We start from the raw sequence: 16,753 nt of genomic DNA, 5'->3' as shown, positions 1-16,753 counted from the left end.
ATTTTAATCAATAAGGTGAAATTTTTATGTCCAATGTTTCGGCTTCAGGCCGCTCTGTGTTATTTTTTGCCGCCGTTGTTATCTCCCTGGCCGGGATAAAAATTGCTGCTCCGATTGTGGTGCCGTTTCTGCTGTCTTTATTTGTGGCCATTATCTGTAATCCGGCGATTAATTTTTTAGCTGAACGCCGGGTGCCGCGCGGCCTTGCGATTACCATAGTAATTGTGCTGATCTTTTCACTGTTTATTGTCTTAGGCGGGGTTATCGGCAGTTCGGTGAATGAGTTTAGACAGGCAATACCTGTTTATGAAGAAAAACTATCCAGCGAGATAAGCTGGCTTCTGGTATGGATGAGCCAGTACAATATTTCTCTTTCTTTAACGGAAATTCGTGAGTATTTTGATCCGGCTAAAGTGATGACCTTAGTCACCACTACATTAAGCGGTTTCAGCAGTGTCTTAGGTAATGTCTTCCTATTGTTACTTACTGTGGTATTTATGCTGTCAGAAGGACAGGGATTTGCTAAAAAACTACATGCTGCCTTTGATGATTCTGAAGGGAAAGAAAAAAGTCTAGATCATTTTTTGAAATCAGTTAACCAGTATATGGCGATAAAAACGATTATTAGTCTGGCGACAGGTTTAATCATCGGCTCTGTTTTATGGCTGATGGGAGTTGATTTCTATATATTGTGGGCACTCCTGGCTTTCTTACTTAATTATATTCCTAATATCGGTTCAATTATTGCAGCTGTTCCCGCGGTTATTTTAACCTTCTTACAATTAGGGGTGGGATCGGCTGCTGTTGTGACAGCTCTGTTTGTCAGCGTTAATATGGTCATGGGCAGCATTGTGGAGCCCAAATTCATGGGACGCAGCCTCGGTCTGTCAACGTTAGTGGTGTTTCTGTCATTAATATTCTGGGGCTGGTTATTAGGTATGGTTGGTATGTTATTATCGGTTCCCTTAACTATGATTTTTAAAATAGCTTTGGAAAATAGCGATGACGGGCGCTGGTTTGCGGTTTTATTGAGCTCGGATCATGAGATAGATGAATTACAGACAATTACTCAACAAGATAAATAAAGATGAAAATATTAGAAAATATCAACTGGCAGCAGGTAAGCAGTCAACAGGAAAATGAACTGCAGCGGTTATTTCACGGGCGTGGTTTTTGTTTTCCGGAATACACTTTTATTAATATTGACTGGTTATCACCGGTGGTATTAATCATTTTATATAAAGAAGTGGAATCCGACTGGCTGCAGGAATTAAGTGAAGCGCTGCTTAAAAAGATGACTGGTAATGGTTTCTGCGTTAAAAGTATTCAAGTTCAGTTTCGCTGTCGTGATTTTGCGCCGACAGAAGTGCTGTTTGGTGAGTGCATTACGGATCTGACTGCTACTGAGAATGAGCTCAAGTACAAAATAAATTTAGGTAAGAACCAAAACTACGGTATTTTCTTAGATATGAAAAACGGCCGCAGCTGGCTGCAGGGAAACAGCCGTGGAAAACGTGTACTGAATCTGTTTTCATATACCTGTGCATTTTCCAATGCGGCGATCGCCGGAGGGGCAGAGCAGGTTATCAATCTTGATATGAGTAAATCTGCACTGGCTGTAGGTCGTGACAACCATAGAATAAACGGTCATGAGCTGGATAAAGTAAAGTATCTCGGACATGATCTGTTTAAGTCCTGGGGTAAGATCAAGCGTCTTGGACCCTACGATATTATTATTGCGGATCCGCCTTCACTGCAGAAAGGCAGTGTTAATATCAAACGTGATTATCCAAAAATAATGCGCCGCCTACCAGAGCTGTTAAATCCGGGGGGATTGGCTTTATTATGTTTAAATTCACCGGATCTGGATTTCCAGTTTTTAAGTGAAACGCTTAAGCATGAATGTCCGCAGGCAAAAATCATTAAAAAGATAACACCTCCAGATGAGTTTAAGAATATAAACCCGGATCACGGCTTAAAGTGTCTTGTGATTGAACTGTAAAGTCTCGCAAAATACTTTTTAAATTTCTTTAAAACAAGTTATCCGTAATCGCTGATATAAAAAAGCCCCGCTCTGTTTAACCAGGCGGGGCTTTTTAAGATTTGCTAAAGACTAAGCTCAAGCTTCAGCAGCAGCTTTTTCTTCAGCCTGGGTAGCCTGAATTGCAGTTAATGCGATTGTGTAGACAATATCATCAACCAGTGCACCACGAGATAAGTCGTTAACCGGCTTACGCATACCCTGAAGCATTGGACCGATACTGATCAGGTCCGCACTACGCTGTACCGCTTTGTAAGTTGTATTACCTGTATTTAAGTCAGGGAAGATAAATACAGTCGCTTTACCGGCAACAGGGCTGTTAGGCGCTTTGCTTTGGGCAACATTTTCCATCACAGCCGCATCATATTGAAGCGGACCGTCAATAAGAAGATCCGGGCGGCGGTCCTGGGCGATTTTAGTTGCTTCACGTACTTTTTCAACATCACTGCCGGCACCAGAAGTACCCGTAGAGTAACTGATCATTGCAACTTTCGGATCAATACCGAATGCGATTGCTGAATCAGCTGACTGAATAGCGATATCTGCAAGCTGCTCGGCAGTCGGATCCGGGTTGATTGCACAGTCACCGTAAACTAATACCTGATCAGGCAGCAGCATAAAGAAGATAGAAGATACTAAGCTTGCATCCGGTGCTGTTTTAACTAACTGCAGCGGCGGACGAATAGTATTTGCTGTGGTATGAACTGCGCCTGAAACCAGACCTGCAACTTCATTTTCTGCCAGCATCATAGTACCTAATACAACCGTGTCCTGCAGCTGTTCGCGGGCTACAACTTCAGTCAGGCCTTTGGCTTTACGCAGTTCAACCATAGGTGCAACATAATTTTCAAGTACATCAAACGGATTAATGATTTCAACATCATCGGTCAGTTCAATACCCTGCTGTGTTGCGATGCGGTGAATTTCTTCCGGGTTGCCTAATAAAACGGGTTTTGCAATACCGCGCTGTGCACAGATAAGCGCCGCCTGAATGGTACGAGGCTCTTCACCTTCTGGTAATACAATACGCTGACTAGTTTTGCGTGCCAGCTCTGTTAAGTGGTAACGGAACGCAGGAGGCGACAGACGGCGTGTTAAAGATGAATCTTCAGTCAGCGTGTTCAGCCAGTGTTTGTCGATATGGCTGGCAATATATTCCTGTACTTTTTCGATACGCTCAATATCATCAACTGGAATTTCCATATTGAAATGCTGCAGGCGCTGCGCTGTCTGCCAGGTATTACTCTTGATTAATAAAATCGGTAAACCAGACTCCATTGCACGGCTGCACAGTTTCATTACTTCTTCTTCCGGCGGGTAGTCGCCGGTTAGTAATAAACAGCCGATTTTCATGCCGTTCATCACAGCTAAACACGCTGCGATAATCACGTCACTACGATCACCGGAAGTAACCAGCATTGAGCCTGCTTTAAAGTGCTCAACCATATTCGGAATTGAGCGGGCACAGAAAGTAACACTGTGTAAACGACGGTTATCAAGATCACCTACATTTAAGACTTGTGCTTCAAGGTGGGTCGCAAGATCTTTTACGCGTGGTGCAATTAACTCAGCACTCCATGGAATACAGCCTAGAATCGGCAGCGGGCTTTTGCTGAACATTTGTAAGACTTCCAGATTGTTATTTACAACACCATCTGGAATATCAAACATTTCTGTTAAATCAGGACGTGATTTATCATTTTCATCGACCGGCGCACCAACTTTATTAATGATACAGCCGGCAATGCGTTTGTTCTTTTTACCGCCGAAAGAAGAGACCGCAATTTCCATACGTTCTTTTAACTGCTGCGAAGAATCGTTACTTGGGTGGGTAACAAATACCATTTCAGCGCTTAATGCTTTGGCGATGCTGTAGTTAATTTCATTAGCAAACTGGTGTTTGTCTGTAGGTACTAGACCTTCAACAATAATGACATCACTTTCTTTGGTGCCTTCACGAAAACGCTCAACGATATTTTCTAATAAATCAGAAGTTCTGCCTGAAGAGATTAGGTTTTCTGCGTATTTCATTGAAAACGGCTCTGGCGGAGTTAATGATGAACCGTTACGAAGCGTTGTTGTTGATCGCTCTGGTCCTGTATCACCGGGACGCGGCTGAGCAATCGGTTTGAAGAAGTTAACGGCAACACCTTGGCGTTCCATTGCACGGACCATTCCAAGACTGACAGAAGTAACACCGACACCAGAACCGATGGGAATCAGCATAATTGTACGAGACATGACTATTCCTTTTATGGATAGAATTTAAGGAAAAAAGAGGAGCACGAACTCCCCAGTTTGTTATTAATATGGTTTAAGCAGAAACGAGTGATGCTGAATCTTGTGCAATCACCCACTCTTCATTGGTTGGTATAACCATTGCTGTTGGAGAGTTTTCCGTGGTGATGGTACCTTTCTTGCCGAGTATTGTAGTTTCATTTTTCTCGCTATCAACCTGGTAACCAAACACGGATAATAGATTAAGTACTTTATCGCGTACCATGGCAGAGTTCTCACCGATACCTCCAGTGAATACCAGCGCATCAATACGACCTAGCGGTACAGCATAACCCGCAATATATTTAGCTAAACGATAACAGAAAATATCACGTGCTAATATTGCTTGTTCATTGCCTTTTTCACAAGCACTTTGAATATCACGGAAGTCACTTGAGACACCAGAAATACCTAATAAGCCGCTCTGTTTTTGTAAAATGTCCATTACGCCGGCAGGGCTGTAACCTTCACGTGCAACAAGATGTTCAATAATACTTGGGTCAATATCACCACAACGCGTACCCATGACTAAACCAGCAAGTGGTGTCATGCCCATGCTTGTATCAACGCATTTACCATTTTTTACAGCACAAACAGAACCGCCGTTGCCTAAGTGAGCTGTGATAACGTTCGTTTCTGCAAGAGGTTTATCTAATAGGCGGGCTGCTTCACGGCTGACAAACAGATGGCTTGTTCCGTGCATACCGTAACGACGAATACCTTTCTCTTTATAGAGGTGGTACGGCAGCGCGTATAGAAAAGCAGATGCTGGCATTGTCTGGTGGAATGCGGTGTCGAAAACAGCAACTTGTGGTAGTTCAGGGAAAGCTGCTCGTGCTGCTTTAATGCCCATAATGGCTGCCGGGTTATGTAGAGGAGCTAAAGAAGCACACTCTTTAATGCTTTTACAAACGTCAGGAGTAATGACGACTGATTCAGTAAATTTCTCTCCACCATGAACAACACGGTGTCCTACAGCAACAAATTGTTCTGCAAGACCCTGCTCATTTTTAATGATTTCTTCTACAATATAAGAGATTGCTTCAGCATGTGCGCTATTTGGAGGCAGATGTGCTGCATCTTTCTTCCCTGAAATATTCCACTTCATACGCGCATCGGGAAGATTAAAGCATTCAGCAAGACCGCTGATAATTTCATCACCGTTATTAGCATTGATAACAGCAAACTTGAGAGAAGAACTACCACAATTAAGGACAAGAACTAGTTTATTGCTCATGAAAAATTCCACTAAATAAATTAAGATAATAGTCATCAGCCGACTAACTGATGAAAACGCTACCATGTGTGCAGTCCGCCGTTATTTCATGTTCTTGAGCGGGTGATTTGCTTCACATAATTTTTACTGAAGTCTACGCTTATGTAATAAAATGACAATCTACAATCGGGGTAAAAATTATTTAAAATCAAATTTTTTATTAACAATTCTGCAAACTCTTGCTAGTGTTAATTTACAGCCGTTATTTATTGTTATCCGGAGGGCTATTGAACTTATTTACAGATGTCGTTAAACAAGGCGATCATTACCTGAAAACATGGCCTAAACAGCCGACATTAAACTGCTTGTTTATTGATAGTAAAGTAGTTTATTACACTCAGCTGCTAATCAAGACCGTACCTGCTTTTGTGATGCTGGTGGTCGGATTGAATATTTTGTTTCCGTCTTTATTTGTCTGGCCGATAACTGTGACCTTTGTCCTGTTTTTACTAGGCTTGCCGATTCAGGGTTTATACTGGCTAGGTAAGCGTTCGCAGGAATTATTACCGAACAAACTGCTGCCCTGGTATATCGCCATACAGAGTGAGTTGAGCGGTAAGCGCTGTGAGCTGGAAGAAATGCTGATCAGGCCTTCGTATCTAGACCTGGCTAGACTATTAAAAAATGCTTTTAAAATCGGTGGTGATAATTTTTTACAAAATCATGAGCTGATTTAAGAATAGCTAAATACTGTTTTTCAGGGATTTTTTAGAGGATAAATCAGGCCTTGTTTTCTTATTTTTCTGCGCTGGTAAATTCGGCGTTTTTTGTCTGTAAAATCTGCAGATGAAAATGCGACGTTATATTAATGTAAAAGTAATTACCTTGTCGTTACTGTTGTTGTTTTTGCTGAACCCTGCATAAAAATCAGATTTTACTTCGCTGCTTTTGTGTTTGTTAAATTCCTAAGCACAACATGAAAGCATATTAATTAGTTTTTATTATTTATCCGTTTACTCTTTATCTTTTTGATAAATCTCGAGATTAAAATCACACTCAATCGACCATGATTTTTCAGCTAGCAGCTCCTGCATTTTCTGCTCATTAAACTTCCATGAAAACGGTGTCATATTAATCAGATTTTTAACCGTTTCAGGATCATCTGTCTGCAGCGGGTAATTAAGGTTTATCTGTTCTACTTTAATAAATCCTGAAGGTGCAGAATTCTCTACTGCGTGGTCGTTAACCTGCTGGTAAATCTTTTCACGCAGCTGCTGTAGATGACGTGGGGCAGGGGTGACGGTTATCAGATAACCCTCTGCTTTAATTAAGCGCTGCAGTTCAGTGTCAAGAGAAGGGGCATAAATTCGAATCAGGGCATCTAAGCTGCTATCAGGGAGCGGTACATCATAGGCACTGGCGACACAGAAATTGACGCTTTTATAACGCTTTGCCGCATAACGTACAGCTACTTTGGAAATATCTAAGCCGTTGATAATAAACTGCTCGGGAAGATGTTCAGCTAAAAGTGCAGTGTAATAACCTTCACCACAGCCTAAATCAAGGATCTGAGCCTGTTCTTTACCTTTCAGGTATGCAGCGGTTAATTCACTGACTTTTTCTGCAAGCGGTAAATAGCCGTCACTATTTAAAAAAGCGCGTCTTGCCTGCATCATCTCTTTATTATCACCGGGATTTTTTGAGTTTTTAGCATTCACCGGCAGCAGGTTTAAGTAACCTTCTTTGGCAATATCAAAATGGTGGTTATTAGCGCAGATTTGCGTGTTGTTGGTTTTTGAGAAGGCAGTCTGGCAAAGCGGGCAGATAAAAGGGGTCATAATGCGGCTCAGTTAAGGCAGGTAAAACTTACCTGCCGGGATAAATCAGTAAATGACGTTGTCATTGTATTGTAAAAGAATGTTTTTGATAATTTCCATGGTATCGCGTGATGGAGGATGTACACCGTCTAAAGGATAGATCTCGCCCATTGCGGTCCACTTATGTTTGCCGAGTTCATGGTAAGGCAGCATTTCAATCTTTTCGATATTTTTCATCGGTGCAATAAATTTACCCAGTGTATGCGCATCTTCTTCGCAGTCGGTATAACCGGGAACAACCACGTAACGCAGGTAAACAGGTTGATTCTGCTCTGCTAAATATTTAGCAAAATCAAGTGTGTATTTATTGCTTACATGCGTCAGATCGATGTGCTTTTCATTATCCATCTGCTTGATATCTAACAAAACTAAGTCTGCTACATCAAGCACACTTTTGGTTGTTTGATCAATGCGTCGTACAAAACCATTGGTATCTAGACAGGTATGTATACCTTCTAAACGACAAGCTTCGAACATAGCTCTGACAAATTCCGGCTGAAGCATCGCTTCACCGCCGGAGATGGTAATACCGCCGCCTGACGCATTCATGAAATGACGATACTGCAGAAGTTCTGCCATTAGTTCGTCGACACTCATATCTTTGCCGCCTTCGATATCCCAAGTATCGCGGTTATGACAGTATTTACAGCGCATCAGACAGCCCTGTAGAAAAATGATGAAACGAATACCTGGACCATCTACGGTACCACAGGTCTCAACTGAATGAACGTGTCCAATTACTGACATCAAAAACCCCTAAGAAACTGATTATTTCGTTTGTTTCCACATGAAAAACAAATGAAATAATCACTTTATTCTAGACAAAAAGAAAGGCTTCATCCGCAAAGATGAAACCTTTCTTGATTATAACAGGCAAACTCAAAAGTTTACCTGAATAATTTTATTTTTATAACGTCGCTGTGAACGTACGAGCGATAACGTCGTTTTTCTGTTCTTGAGTAAGCGAGTTAAAGCGAACTGCATAACCAGATACACGGATAGTTAACTGAGGGTATTTCTCAGGGTTTTCCATTGCATCTAATAACATTTCACGGTTCATTACGTTTACGTTTAAGTGCTGACCACCTTCAATTTCAGGAGTGTGCTTAAAGTAACCGTCCATTAGACCCGCTAAGTTAGCTTTTTGTGCGTCATCTGTTTTACCTAATGCGTTCGGTACGATAGAGAAAGTATAAGAGATACCATCTTGTGCGTATGAGAACGGTAGTTTAGAAACAGATGTTAATGATGCAACCGCACCTTTTTCATCACGTCCGTGCATCGGGTTTGCGCCTGGCGCAAAAGGAGTACCAGCACGACGACCGTCAGGAGTGTTACCCGTTTTCTTACCGTATACAACGTTAGATGTAATAGTAAGGATAGACTGTGTAGCACGTGCGTTACGGTACATTGGGCGCGATTGAATTTTCTTCATGAAGCTTTCAACAAGCTCACAAGCGATATCATCTACACGAGGATCGTTATTACCAAATTTAGGGTAATCACCTTCGATTTCAAAATCAGTTGCAATGCCGTCTTCGTCACGAACTGGTTTAACAGTTGCGTATTTGATTGCAGCTAGTGAGTCAGCAGCAATTGAAAGACCTGCGATACCACATGCCATTGTGCGAGAAACGTCACGGTCATGAAGAGCCATTAGAGACGCTTCGTAGCTGTATTTGTCGTGCATGTAATGGATACAGTTAAGTGCAGTCACATATTGCTCAGCTAACCAGTCCATGAAGTGGTCAAGGTTTGAGTAAACTTCATCGTAATCTAAAACTTCAGCAGAGATTGCCGGGATAGTACGAGGACCAACCTGTGCTTTAGACTTTTCATCTACGCCGCCGTTGATTGCGTACAGAAGAGTTTTAGCGAGGTTTGCACGCGCGCCGAAGAACTGCATCTGCTTACCAACAATCATTGGTGATACACAACAAGCGATGGCGTAATCATCATTGTCGAAGTCGTTACGCATCAGATCATCATTTTCATACTGGATAGATGAAGTATCGATAGATACTTTTGCACAGTATTTTTTGAAGTTGATTGGAAGCTCTTCAGACCATAGAACAGTGATGTTCGGCTCTGGAGATGGACCCATAGTGTATTGTGTATGTAGGAAACGGAAGCTGTTTTTAGTTACAAGCGTACGACCATCAACACCCATACCACCGATAGATTCAGTAGCCCAGATAGGGTCACCAGAGAACAGATCATCATATTCAGGAGTACGTAGGAAACGAACCATACGCAGTTTCATTACCAGGTGATCGATTAGCTCTTGAGCATCAGTTTCAGTGATAACACCAGCTTGTAAGTCTTTCTCGATGAAGATGTCAAGGAAAGAAGCTGTACGGCCAAATGACATTGCCGCGCCGTTTTGAGATTTGATTGCAGCCAGGTAACCAAAGTAAGTCCACTGAATTGCTTCTTTAGCGTTAGTCGCAGGACCTGAGATATCGCTGCCGTATTTAGCCGCCATCTCTTTCATTTGACCTAAAGCACGGTACTGCTCGAAGATCTCTTCACGCAGTTTCATTGTGTCTTCTAATGAAGAACCAGCAACTAATTCAGCTTCTAAACTTTTGTGTTGAGATGCTTTCTCTGCCATTAGGAAGTCGATTCCGTACAGTGCAACACGACGGTAATCACCAATAATACGACCACGACCGTATGCATCAGGTAAACCTGTTAATACACCTGATTTACGACATTTAAGGATATCACCTGTATAAACATCAAAAACACCCTGGTTGTGTGTTTTACGGAATTCAGAGTAAGTTTGACGAATACCTGCGTCTAATTCTTTACCATAAACTTTACAAGAACCATCAATCATACGAATACCGCCGTTAGGGATAATCGCACGTTTTAGCGGTGCTTCAGTCTGTAAACCAACAATTGTTTCCAGATCCTGGCTGATGTAACCCGCGTCATGAGAAGTAATTGTAGAAACAACATCTGTATCAAAATCAACAGGAGCGTGTGTGCTGTTTTCCTGTTTGATACCAACCATCACTTTTTCCCAAAGTGTGTCAGTTGCTGGAGTTGCATCTGCTAGGAAGCTTTCATCACCTTCAAACGGCGTGTAGTTTTTTTGGATGAAGTCACGAACATTAACTTCAGTTTTCCAAGTATCACCAGCAAAGCCGTTCCATGCTGATAAAAAGTCTTCGTTAAGTTTAGTCATAAAGATTTACCTTTATAGTTAGAGATTAAAATTAAATGTACTTATAAATTTATTTTGTTTTTTTGTGCCGGACGCAGATAGATCATCCAGTGCATCAAACCAACAATTACACCGCCGCCGATAATATTACCTATGGTGACGGGAATTAAGTTGTTAAGTATAAAATTCATGGTCGTTATGTCTGCAAATTCACTGGCGTTACGGCCGACTGCAAGCCAAAACTCCGGCGGCGCGTAATGGTGAATAAGAATCCCTGTCGGTACCATAAACATATTTGCGATACAGTGTTCAAAACCAGAAGAGACAAACATTGCAACCGGCAGAAGGACCGCAAACATTTTATCCGTTATGGTACGCGCACCAAAAGCCATCCAGATTGCTAGACAGACCATTATGTTGCATAAAATACCAAGTGCGACAGCTTCTGTAAATGAATGATGCAGTTTATGTTGAGCTGTTTGTAATGCGGTTAATCCCCATTGTCCATTGTCTGCGTTATATAAACCAGCAAAGAATATAAGGAATACTAAAAAAGTTGCGCCGACATAGTTGCCAAAGTAAACGACCGCCCAGTTTTTTAGCATTTGTGCGGTGCTGATCCGGTGGCTGGCTTTGGCAATAAGGGTAAGTGTATTACTGGTAAATAACTCGCCGCCGACAACAACGACTAATAAAAGGCCTAGGCTGAATGCAATGCCGCCGATGAAGTTTTTAATGCCCCATGCAAGATCCTGACTGCCGGTAGTAACTGTGATGTAAAAGACGAAAGCTAGGCTGATAAACATGCCGGCAGTAATGGCAAGATAAAAAGCGGACAGGAAGGCCTTGGTTGCTTTGCTGTAAGCCACATTGTCGGCTTTTTCGGTGATTTGATGAGGAAGTAGTTCATCAATTTTATTTTCTGCTCGCATCGAATATTTAGTCCTGCTTATTGAGTGCGGATTGAGTCTAACAAATGGATTTTACCGTAAAGTTGATCTAGGTCAGTTTTTGCAAGAAACCTGTAATTTTATTACATATTTATTTTTTTACTCCTTTTTAAAGCTGTTTTTTTAACCGAATCTGCAGTTATTTACTCATAATTGTTGTTTTTTTTCTAAATTCAGTATTTGACGACCATCGCTATGTGGTGAACAAACGTGATTTACAAAGCTGCTGCAGATCTTATTTTAACTTCTTTTCAATAGTGATAAATAACGCTTATTTTATTCGTGGTTTATAATTTAATTAGATGTACACTTGATGTATAAGTTTCTTTTATTAACAATGAATTATCGTTTAATCGTGTAAATCATCTATGGGAGTAAGTTTATGAATGTTCAAATAATGGTCACAGTTAGCGGCTCAAATCAAACTGACTTAGTAAAAGTATTATCAGAAAAAACCCATGCTTTAGATGGAAAATGGTTAAACAGTCGAATCAGCCATATAGATGATTATTTTGCCGGATTGATTAAAATCGAAATTAAAGCGGAGAATGTTGAAACGCTGGTTAATGAATTCAAAGCGTTAGAGATTCAGGTTGAGGCAGTTGAACAGGGCAGCGTTTCTCAGACCAGATCAACACACTTAAACTTAAGTATTGATGCTAAAGATCGTCCAGGTCTAGTTAGCCAGATTTCACAGGTGCTCAGTGAAAACAGTATTAAAGTTGAAGATATGCAGTGCCATCGTTTAGGGCTGCCTGATATCGGCGGTACGGTATTCACCAGCCAGTTTAAGATCGCTGTCTCAAACAGCTTTAATAAGGAGCAGCTGATTAGTTCTCTGCAGGAGATAGATACTGATTTAGTCATTGATCTGCGTGCTCAAGCTTAAATTAATAGCCTGAATAGAAAAAGGCCGACTAGCTTGTACTAGTCGGCTTTTTTATTTTTTGTCAGTAAAAAAGCTAAAAAAAAGGCGCCTGTTTGACAGGCGCCTTTCTAATATTCACCGCAAACTATTAAAGAAGGGCTGGAAGACCGTATTGACCCTCAAACATACCAACTGCAAGCATCGCGAGTAAACAGATAATTAATACGCCGCCAGGAATAACGATTTTATCTAAGAACGAAAGTTTAGTCGCACGCTCTTTATCACCAATTAAGCCGTTATTATCTAATAACATAGTTAATGCCCAAGCTAATACTGGGTTTAGTACAGCTGCAGAGAAGATACAGATACCGGCAGACTGCGAGTCTTTAGTATTTTTAATCATCTGCATACCCGCTTCAAGTAATGGTAAGAATACACCAACAAGCAGCGCAATACGCATTACTGGAGGCCATACAGCCGCATCCATTGGGAAACCAAGGATCGCAATAATGATACATAGAGAACCAAGCAGGATTGCACCGCCTGGAATAGGGCGTTTAGCGATTGCCGCCGGAATCATGTAAGTACCCCAAGATGACGTAATGTTACCACCACCCACTGCTGTACCTACCATTTGACGAATAGAACACATAGTCATTGTGTCATCAACATCCATCAACACTTTTTCAGTGTTTCTCGGGTAGTTTAATTCCTGGAAAATACGGTGACCTAGGAAGTCTGGCGACCACATTGCAACAGCTAAGATTGCAAACGGCAGTGAAGCGATGAAGTGCTCAAGGTTAGGCAGACCTAACATCCAGCCTTCTGTTGTGCTGCCCCACCAGTAAACTGGGTTAAGGTTAGGAAGACCCATTTCAGTATTGAACTGAAGGTCAAAGCCTGCACCTAATGCTAATGCCAGCACTAAACCTGTGATTGCACATGCAGGGATTGCTAACCAGCGCTTGTTGATTTTAGCAAGGAATGCATAAAGGATAACATTAACAGCAAGTACGATTAAACCAACATGCCCCATATCGATGCCTTTAGCCCAGCTTTGAATTTGACCAATCTGGCTAAATGCACCGGTGAAACCTAAGAAGACCAATAAACCGCCGGCAACCCCTTCACTGGTTAAGTTAACCAGTTTTGAACCACCTTTAAAGTAACTAAGTAACAGACCAAATACACCTAATAACAATGCCAGAGCAAGGGGATGGGCACCCGCCAGTGCAATTGCACCGATTAACGGGATCATTGGGCCGTGGTTACCCGCTAAGTTAGCGCGCGGATTAAGAAAACCTGATGCGATAATACAGAAAAGTAATGCAGGAATAAGCATCTCTACACGAGCAACTTCGATGGCAAACTCTTTACCAAGGGTGATATGCGGCCAGGCTTCAGTTAGACCGTCAGCCCAGGACATCATTACCGCAGAGTACATTGCAATAATACCAATGGTACCGGCGATTGCTGGAACAAGATCTTCCCACTCAAAGCGGAAGTCACGACCAGGCAGGTTTAAACCAAAGCGGCGCGGCTTCATTATTTGTAGTTCGTGATCTAAGTAGTCAGAACGAGTTGCAAATTCACTTGACGGCTTATGCAGTTCGCTATAACTCTTAGTTTGTTTTTCATCCGACATAATCGGGTACTCCCTTACGGTTAGAGTGTTTTAATTTTAAAAGAATTAGGTAATAGGGCTTAACTGGTAAATGAGGCGCTAATATATAAAACGACCAGCTATTTCCAATTTTATTGGTCGCGTAGCTTAACGAATACGTTTTAAATCAGGTTGATCTGGATCAGGATAGTAACGATGCTGAAATTAAATAACTAAAAAGTAATGCTGGAAATGTGATCTTCGATGTAAAAAATTGGCTTTTAGCAGCTTTGTTGATCGTATTTCGATCAACAAAGTCAAAATTTAAGCGGTTGTGTCTTGCTGCTGTTTATTATTAGATAAGCAGATTTACAGTAATAACTCGATTTCTTGTAAAATCTGTAAGCACCACTGCTCGATACGCTCATCACTAAGCTCATACTGAGAGTCTTCATCAAGTGCCAGTCCCATAAACTGTCTGCTGTCTGCTGTTAATGCTTTAGATGCACTGAACCGATATCCCTCTGTCGGCCAGTAACCGACAAACTTCGGTTCCTGCGGAGATAACTGTTCATGGAGCATACCAACAGCATCAATAAACCATTCTCCATAACCTTCCTGATCACCCAAGCCGTATAGTGCGATTATCTTGCCGGACACATTAACTGACTCAAGTTCATTCCAGATTGCTCCCCAGTCTTCCTGTAATTCGCCGTAATCCCAGGTAGAAATACCGAGAATAAGGATGTCATAGTTATTTATCTTGCTAAGCGGCTCGGTTTTTATGTTAAATACATCCACTAGGTCTGCACCTATGCAGGCTTGAATTTTTTCAGCTGCGATTTCTGTATAACAAGTGCTGGAACCGTAAAATAAACCAATTTTCATAATTAAAACCTTAGCAGTAAAGAAGGGGAGAGTTTAATGGAAGAATTAACTATTGACCAATTTTTAGATTCATTATGGCTGGAACGAGGGTTGTCAAAAAACACACTGGATTCCTATCGTCATGATCTGCGTCTGGTTGAAGATTTTCTGCATAATAACAGCCGGACATTAACTAATGCCGATTTTTCGGATTTAAGTGATTATTTCAGTTTTAGATTAAACTGCGACAAAGAATACAAAAATAGTTCAACTGCCCGTTTAATGAGTGCTTTACGCCGTTTTTATCAGTATTTATGCAGGGAGAAAATCCGGGAAGATGACCCCAGCGCAAAACTGCAAAGCCCTAAAACCATAAAACCCCTGCCTAAGTCTTTATCTGAGTCTGAAGTTGACGGTTTGTTATCTGCTCCGGAACTTAGCGATGTGGTGCAGTTTCGCGATAAAGCCATGTTAGAGCTTTTATATGCAACGGGGCTGCGTGTTACTGAACTGGTTGGTTTAACCATGGAGGAGATCAACCTGCAGCAGGGGGTGGTGCGTATTACAGGTAAAGGTAATAAAACACGGCTGGTTCCTTTAGGTGAAGAGGCGGTTTACTGGGTCGAACGCTACCTTGAAGAGGCGCGGGCAGAGCTGTTAAAAGGGCAAAGCAGTGATATTTTATTTCCCAGCCGACGAGCGAAAATAATGGTAAGGCAGACCTTCTGGCATCGCATTAAATTTTATGCTCAGGTATGCGGGATAGATAAAGAGGCATTATCCCCCCATGTATTACGTCATGCTTTTGCCACTCATTTGTTAAATTATGGTGCGGACTTACGGGTAGTGCAGATGTTATTAGGCCATAGTGATTTGTCTACAACACAGATATACACTCATATTGCGCAGGACAGGTTAAAGGATTTACATCAGGATCATCATCCAAGAGCATAGCATTAAATAGTTGTTACAAAATTTAAACATTCACAATTAAGTTCGTTCTAGGCATAATTATGAATGTTAATATTTTTTCCTGATTTTATGATCAACTTGAGGTTTTTATGCGGACTATTTTTTCTAAAACAGGTGTCGCCTGTTTATTTGTTTTAACCAGTTTTTCTTCTTTCACATCTGCCGCTGAACCAGTTTCGAAAGAGATCTCAGAAAAGATCGCAGCAAAAATGCAGATCTTAAATATCCCGGCTGATTCAATCAGCAAGTCAACGGTTGACGGTTTATATGAAGTGACTGCAGGTGGAGATATTTATTATGTTAGTGAGGATACTCAATACCTGGTGCATGGCAATATTTATGATTTAGATAATCAGATGCATAACCTGACAGAGCAGAAACGCGCTAAACTGAGCAAAGATAAAATATCAGCTAATCTCAATAAGCTGCAGGCTTTTGAGAAAGACATGATTGTTTATAAAGCAGAAAATGAAAAACATGTTATTACTGTCTTCACTGATACAAGTTGTGGTTACTGCCGCAAGCTGCATGCAGAAATTGAAGATTATAATAAATTAGGCATTACTGTTCGTTATTTAGCTTTCCCGCGGGGCGGCATTAATACTGCTACGTACAATACAATGGTTTCAATCTGGTGTGCAGATGATCCTACGACAGCCATGAACCTTGCTAAAGGCGGCAAGCAGCCGGAATATAAAACCTGTAAAAATACAGTAAAAGAACAATATGAGTTAGGTCTGTTTTTCGGCGTGAAGGGCACTCCGGCAATTATTTTAGAAGACGGTTCGCTTAAGCCAGGGTATTTACCGGCAAATAGATTAATTCAGGCGTTAGAGCAAAAATAAATTCATAGTACTTTTTATCTCCTGATAATCAGAATAAACTGCACGGTATTTTATTAGCGTGCAGT

14 protein-coding genes are annotated in these 16,753 nt (G+C 41.3%); 6 read left to right on the top strand and 8 right to left on the bottom strand.

From position 1 onward, the window contains the following. Positions 1-26: 26 nt before the first annotated feature. Both G327_RS0116370 and G327_RS0116365 read left to right on the top strand, forming a co-directional pair. Positions 27-1,085, top strand: a complete 1,059-nt coding sequence (locus tag G327_RS0116370; protein WP_019615883.1) for an AI-2E family transporter — start codon at positions 27-29, stop codon at positions 1,083-1,085. 2 nt (positions 1,086-1,087) lie between these two features. Beyond that, positions 1,088-2,002 (top strand): class I SAM-dependent methyltransferase, encoded by a 915-nt coding sequence (locus G327_RS0116365; RefSeq protein ID WP_019615882.1) that lies wholly within the window; start codon positions 1,088-1,090, stop codon positions 2,000-2,002. Between the two features lie 117 nt (positions 2,003-2,119). Here the strand turns inward: G327_RS0116365 and pta are convergent, their stop codons facing one another. Then, positions 2,120-4,282: a phosphate acetyltransferase gene (gene pta, locus G327_RS0116360; RefSeq protein ID WP_019615881.1), complete on the bottom strand. Its 2,163-nt coding sequence runs from the start codon at positions 4,280-4,282 to the stop codon at positions 2,120-2,122. 73 nt (positions 4,283-4,355) lie between these two features. Then, positions 4,356-5,555, bottom strand: a complete 1,200-nt coding sequence (locus G327_RS0116355; protein WP_019615880.1) for an acetate kinase — start codon at positions 5,553-5,555, stop codon at positions 4,356-4,358. 266 nt (positions 5,556-5,821) lie between these two features. Between G327_RS0116355 and yfbV the strand changes: the two genes are divergently transcribed. Beyond that, positions 5,822-6,271: a terminus macrodomain insulation protein YfbV gene (gene yfbV / locus G327_RS0116350; RefSeq protein WP_019615879.1), complete on the top strand. Its 450-nt coding sequence runs from the start codon at positions 5,822-5,824 to the stop codon at positions 6,269-6,271. A 276-nt stretch (positions 6,272-6,547) separates the two neighbouring features. On the opposite strand, the gene rlmA is transcribed toward yfbV, so the two are convergent. The 4 genes from rlmA to focA all read right to left on the bottom strand — a co-directional run bounded on the left by rlmA (position 6,548) and on the right by focA (position 11,515). Next, a complete protein-coding gene (rlmA, locus tag G327_RS0116345; protein WP_019615878.1) occupies positions 6,548-7,372 on the bottom strand; it encodes a 23S rRNA (guanine(745)-N(1))-methyltransferase in 825 nt (274 codons plus the stop codon). Between the two features lie 45 nt (positions 7,373-7,417). Then, entirely contained in the window at positions 7,418-8,158 is a 741-nt protein-coding gene (gene pflA, locus G327_RS0116340) for a pyruvate formate lyase 1-activating protein (protein WP_019615877.1), read from the bottom strand. Positions 8,159-8,318: 160 nt separating this feature from the next. Beyond that, a complete protein-coding gene (gene pflB, locus G327_RS0116335; RefSeq protein ID WP_019615876.1) occupies positions 8,319-10,604 on the bottom strand; it encodes a formate C-acetyltransferase in 2,286 nt (761 codons plus the stop codon). A 41-nt stretch (positions 10,605-10,645) separates the two neighbouring features. Continuing rightward, the gene (gene focA, locus G327_RS0116330; RefSeq protein ID WP_019615875.1) at positions 10,646-11,515 is read right to left on the bottom strand and encodes a formate transporter FocA; all 870 of its coding nucleotides are present in this window, start codon (positions 11,513-11,515) and stop codon (positions 10,646-10,648) included. Positions 11,516-11,915: 400 nt separating this feature from the next. Between focA and G327_RS0116325 the strand changes: the two genes are divergently transcribed. Further along, positions 11,916-12,422, top strand: a complete 507-nt coding sequence (locus G327_RS0116325; RefSeq protein WP_019615874.1) for a glycine cleavage system transcriptional repressor — start codon at positions 11,916-11,918, stop codon at positions 12,420-12,422. A 127-nt stretch (positions 12,423-12,549) separates the two neighbouring features. Here the strand turns inward: G327_RS0116325 and G327_RS0116320 are convergent, their stop codons facing one another. Next, positions 12,550-14,046, bottom strand: a complete 1,497-nt coding sequence (locus G327_RS0116320) for a DUF3360 family protein (protein WP_019615873.1) — start codon at positions 14,044-14,046, stop codon at positions 12,550-12,552. Between the two features lie 327 nt (positions 14,047-14,373). After that, entirely contained in the window at positions 14,374-14,892 is a 519-nt protein-coding gene (gene fldB / locus G327_RS0116315) for a flavodoxin FldB (protein WP_019615872.1), read from the bottom strand. Between the two features lie 36 nt (positions 14,893-14,928). On the opposite strand from fldB, the gene xerD reads away from it, so the two are divergent. Together xerD and dsbC are read left to right on the top strand one after the other, a co-directional pair. Further along, a complete protein-coding gene (xerD, locus tag G327_RS0116310) occupies positions 14,929-15,825 on the top strand; it encodes a site-specific tyrosine recombinase XerD (protein ID WP_019615871.1) in 897 nt (298 codons plus the stop codon). A gap of 107 nt (positions 15,826-15,932) precedes the next feature. Then, entirely contained in the window at positions 15,933-16,688 is a 756-nt protein-coding gene (gene dsbC, locus G327_RS0116305; RefSeq protein ID WP_019615870.1) for a bifunctional protein-disulfide isomerase/oxidoreductase DsbC, read from the top strand. The last annotated feature ends 65 nt before the right edge of the window (positions 16,689-16,753 follow it).

This window comes from Psychromonas ossibalaenae ATCC BAA-1528 (assembly GCF_000381745.1).
Taxonomy (GTDB): Bacteria; Pseudomonadota; Gammaproteobacteria; order Enterobacterales; family Psychromonadaceae; genus Psychromonas; species Psychromonas ossibalaenae.
This window is presented reverse-complemented; position numbering and strand designations above follow the sequence as displayed.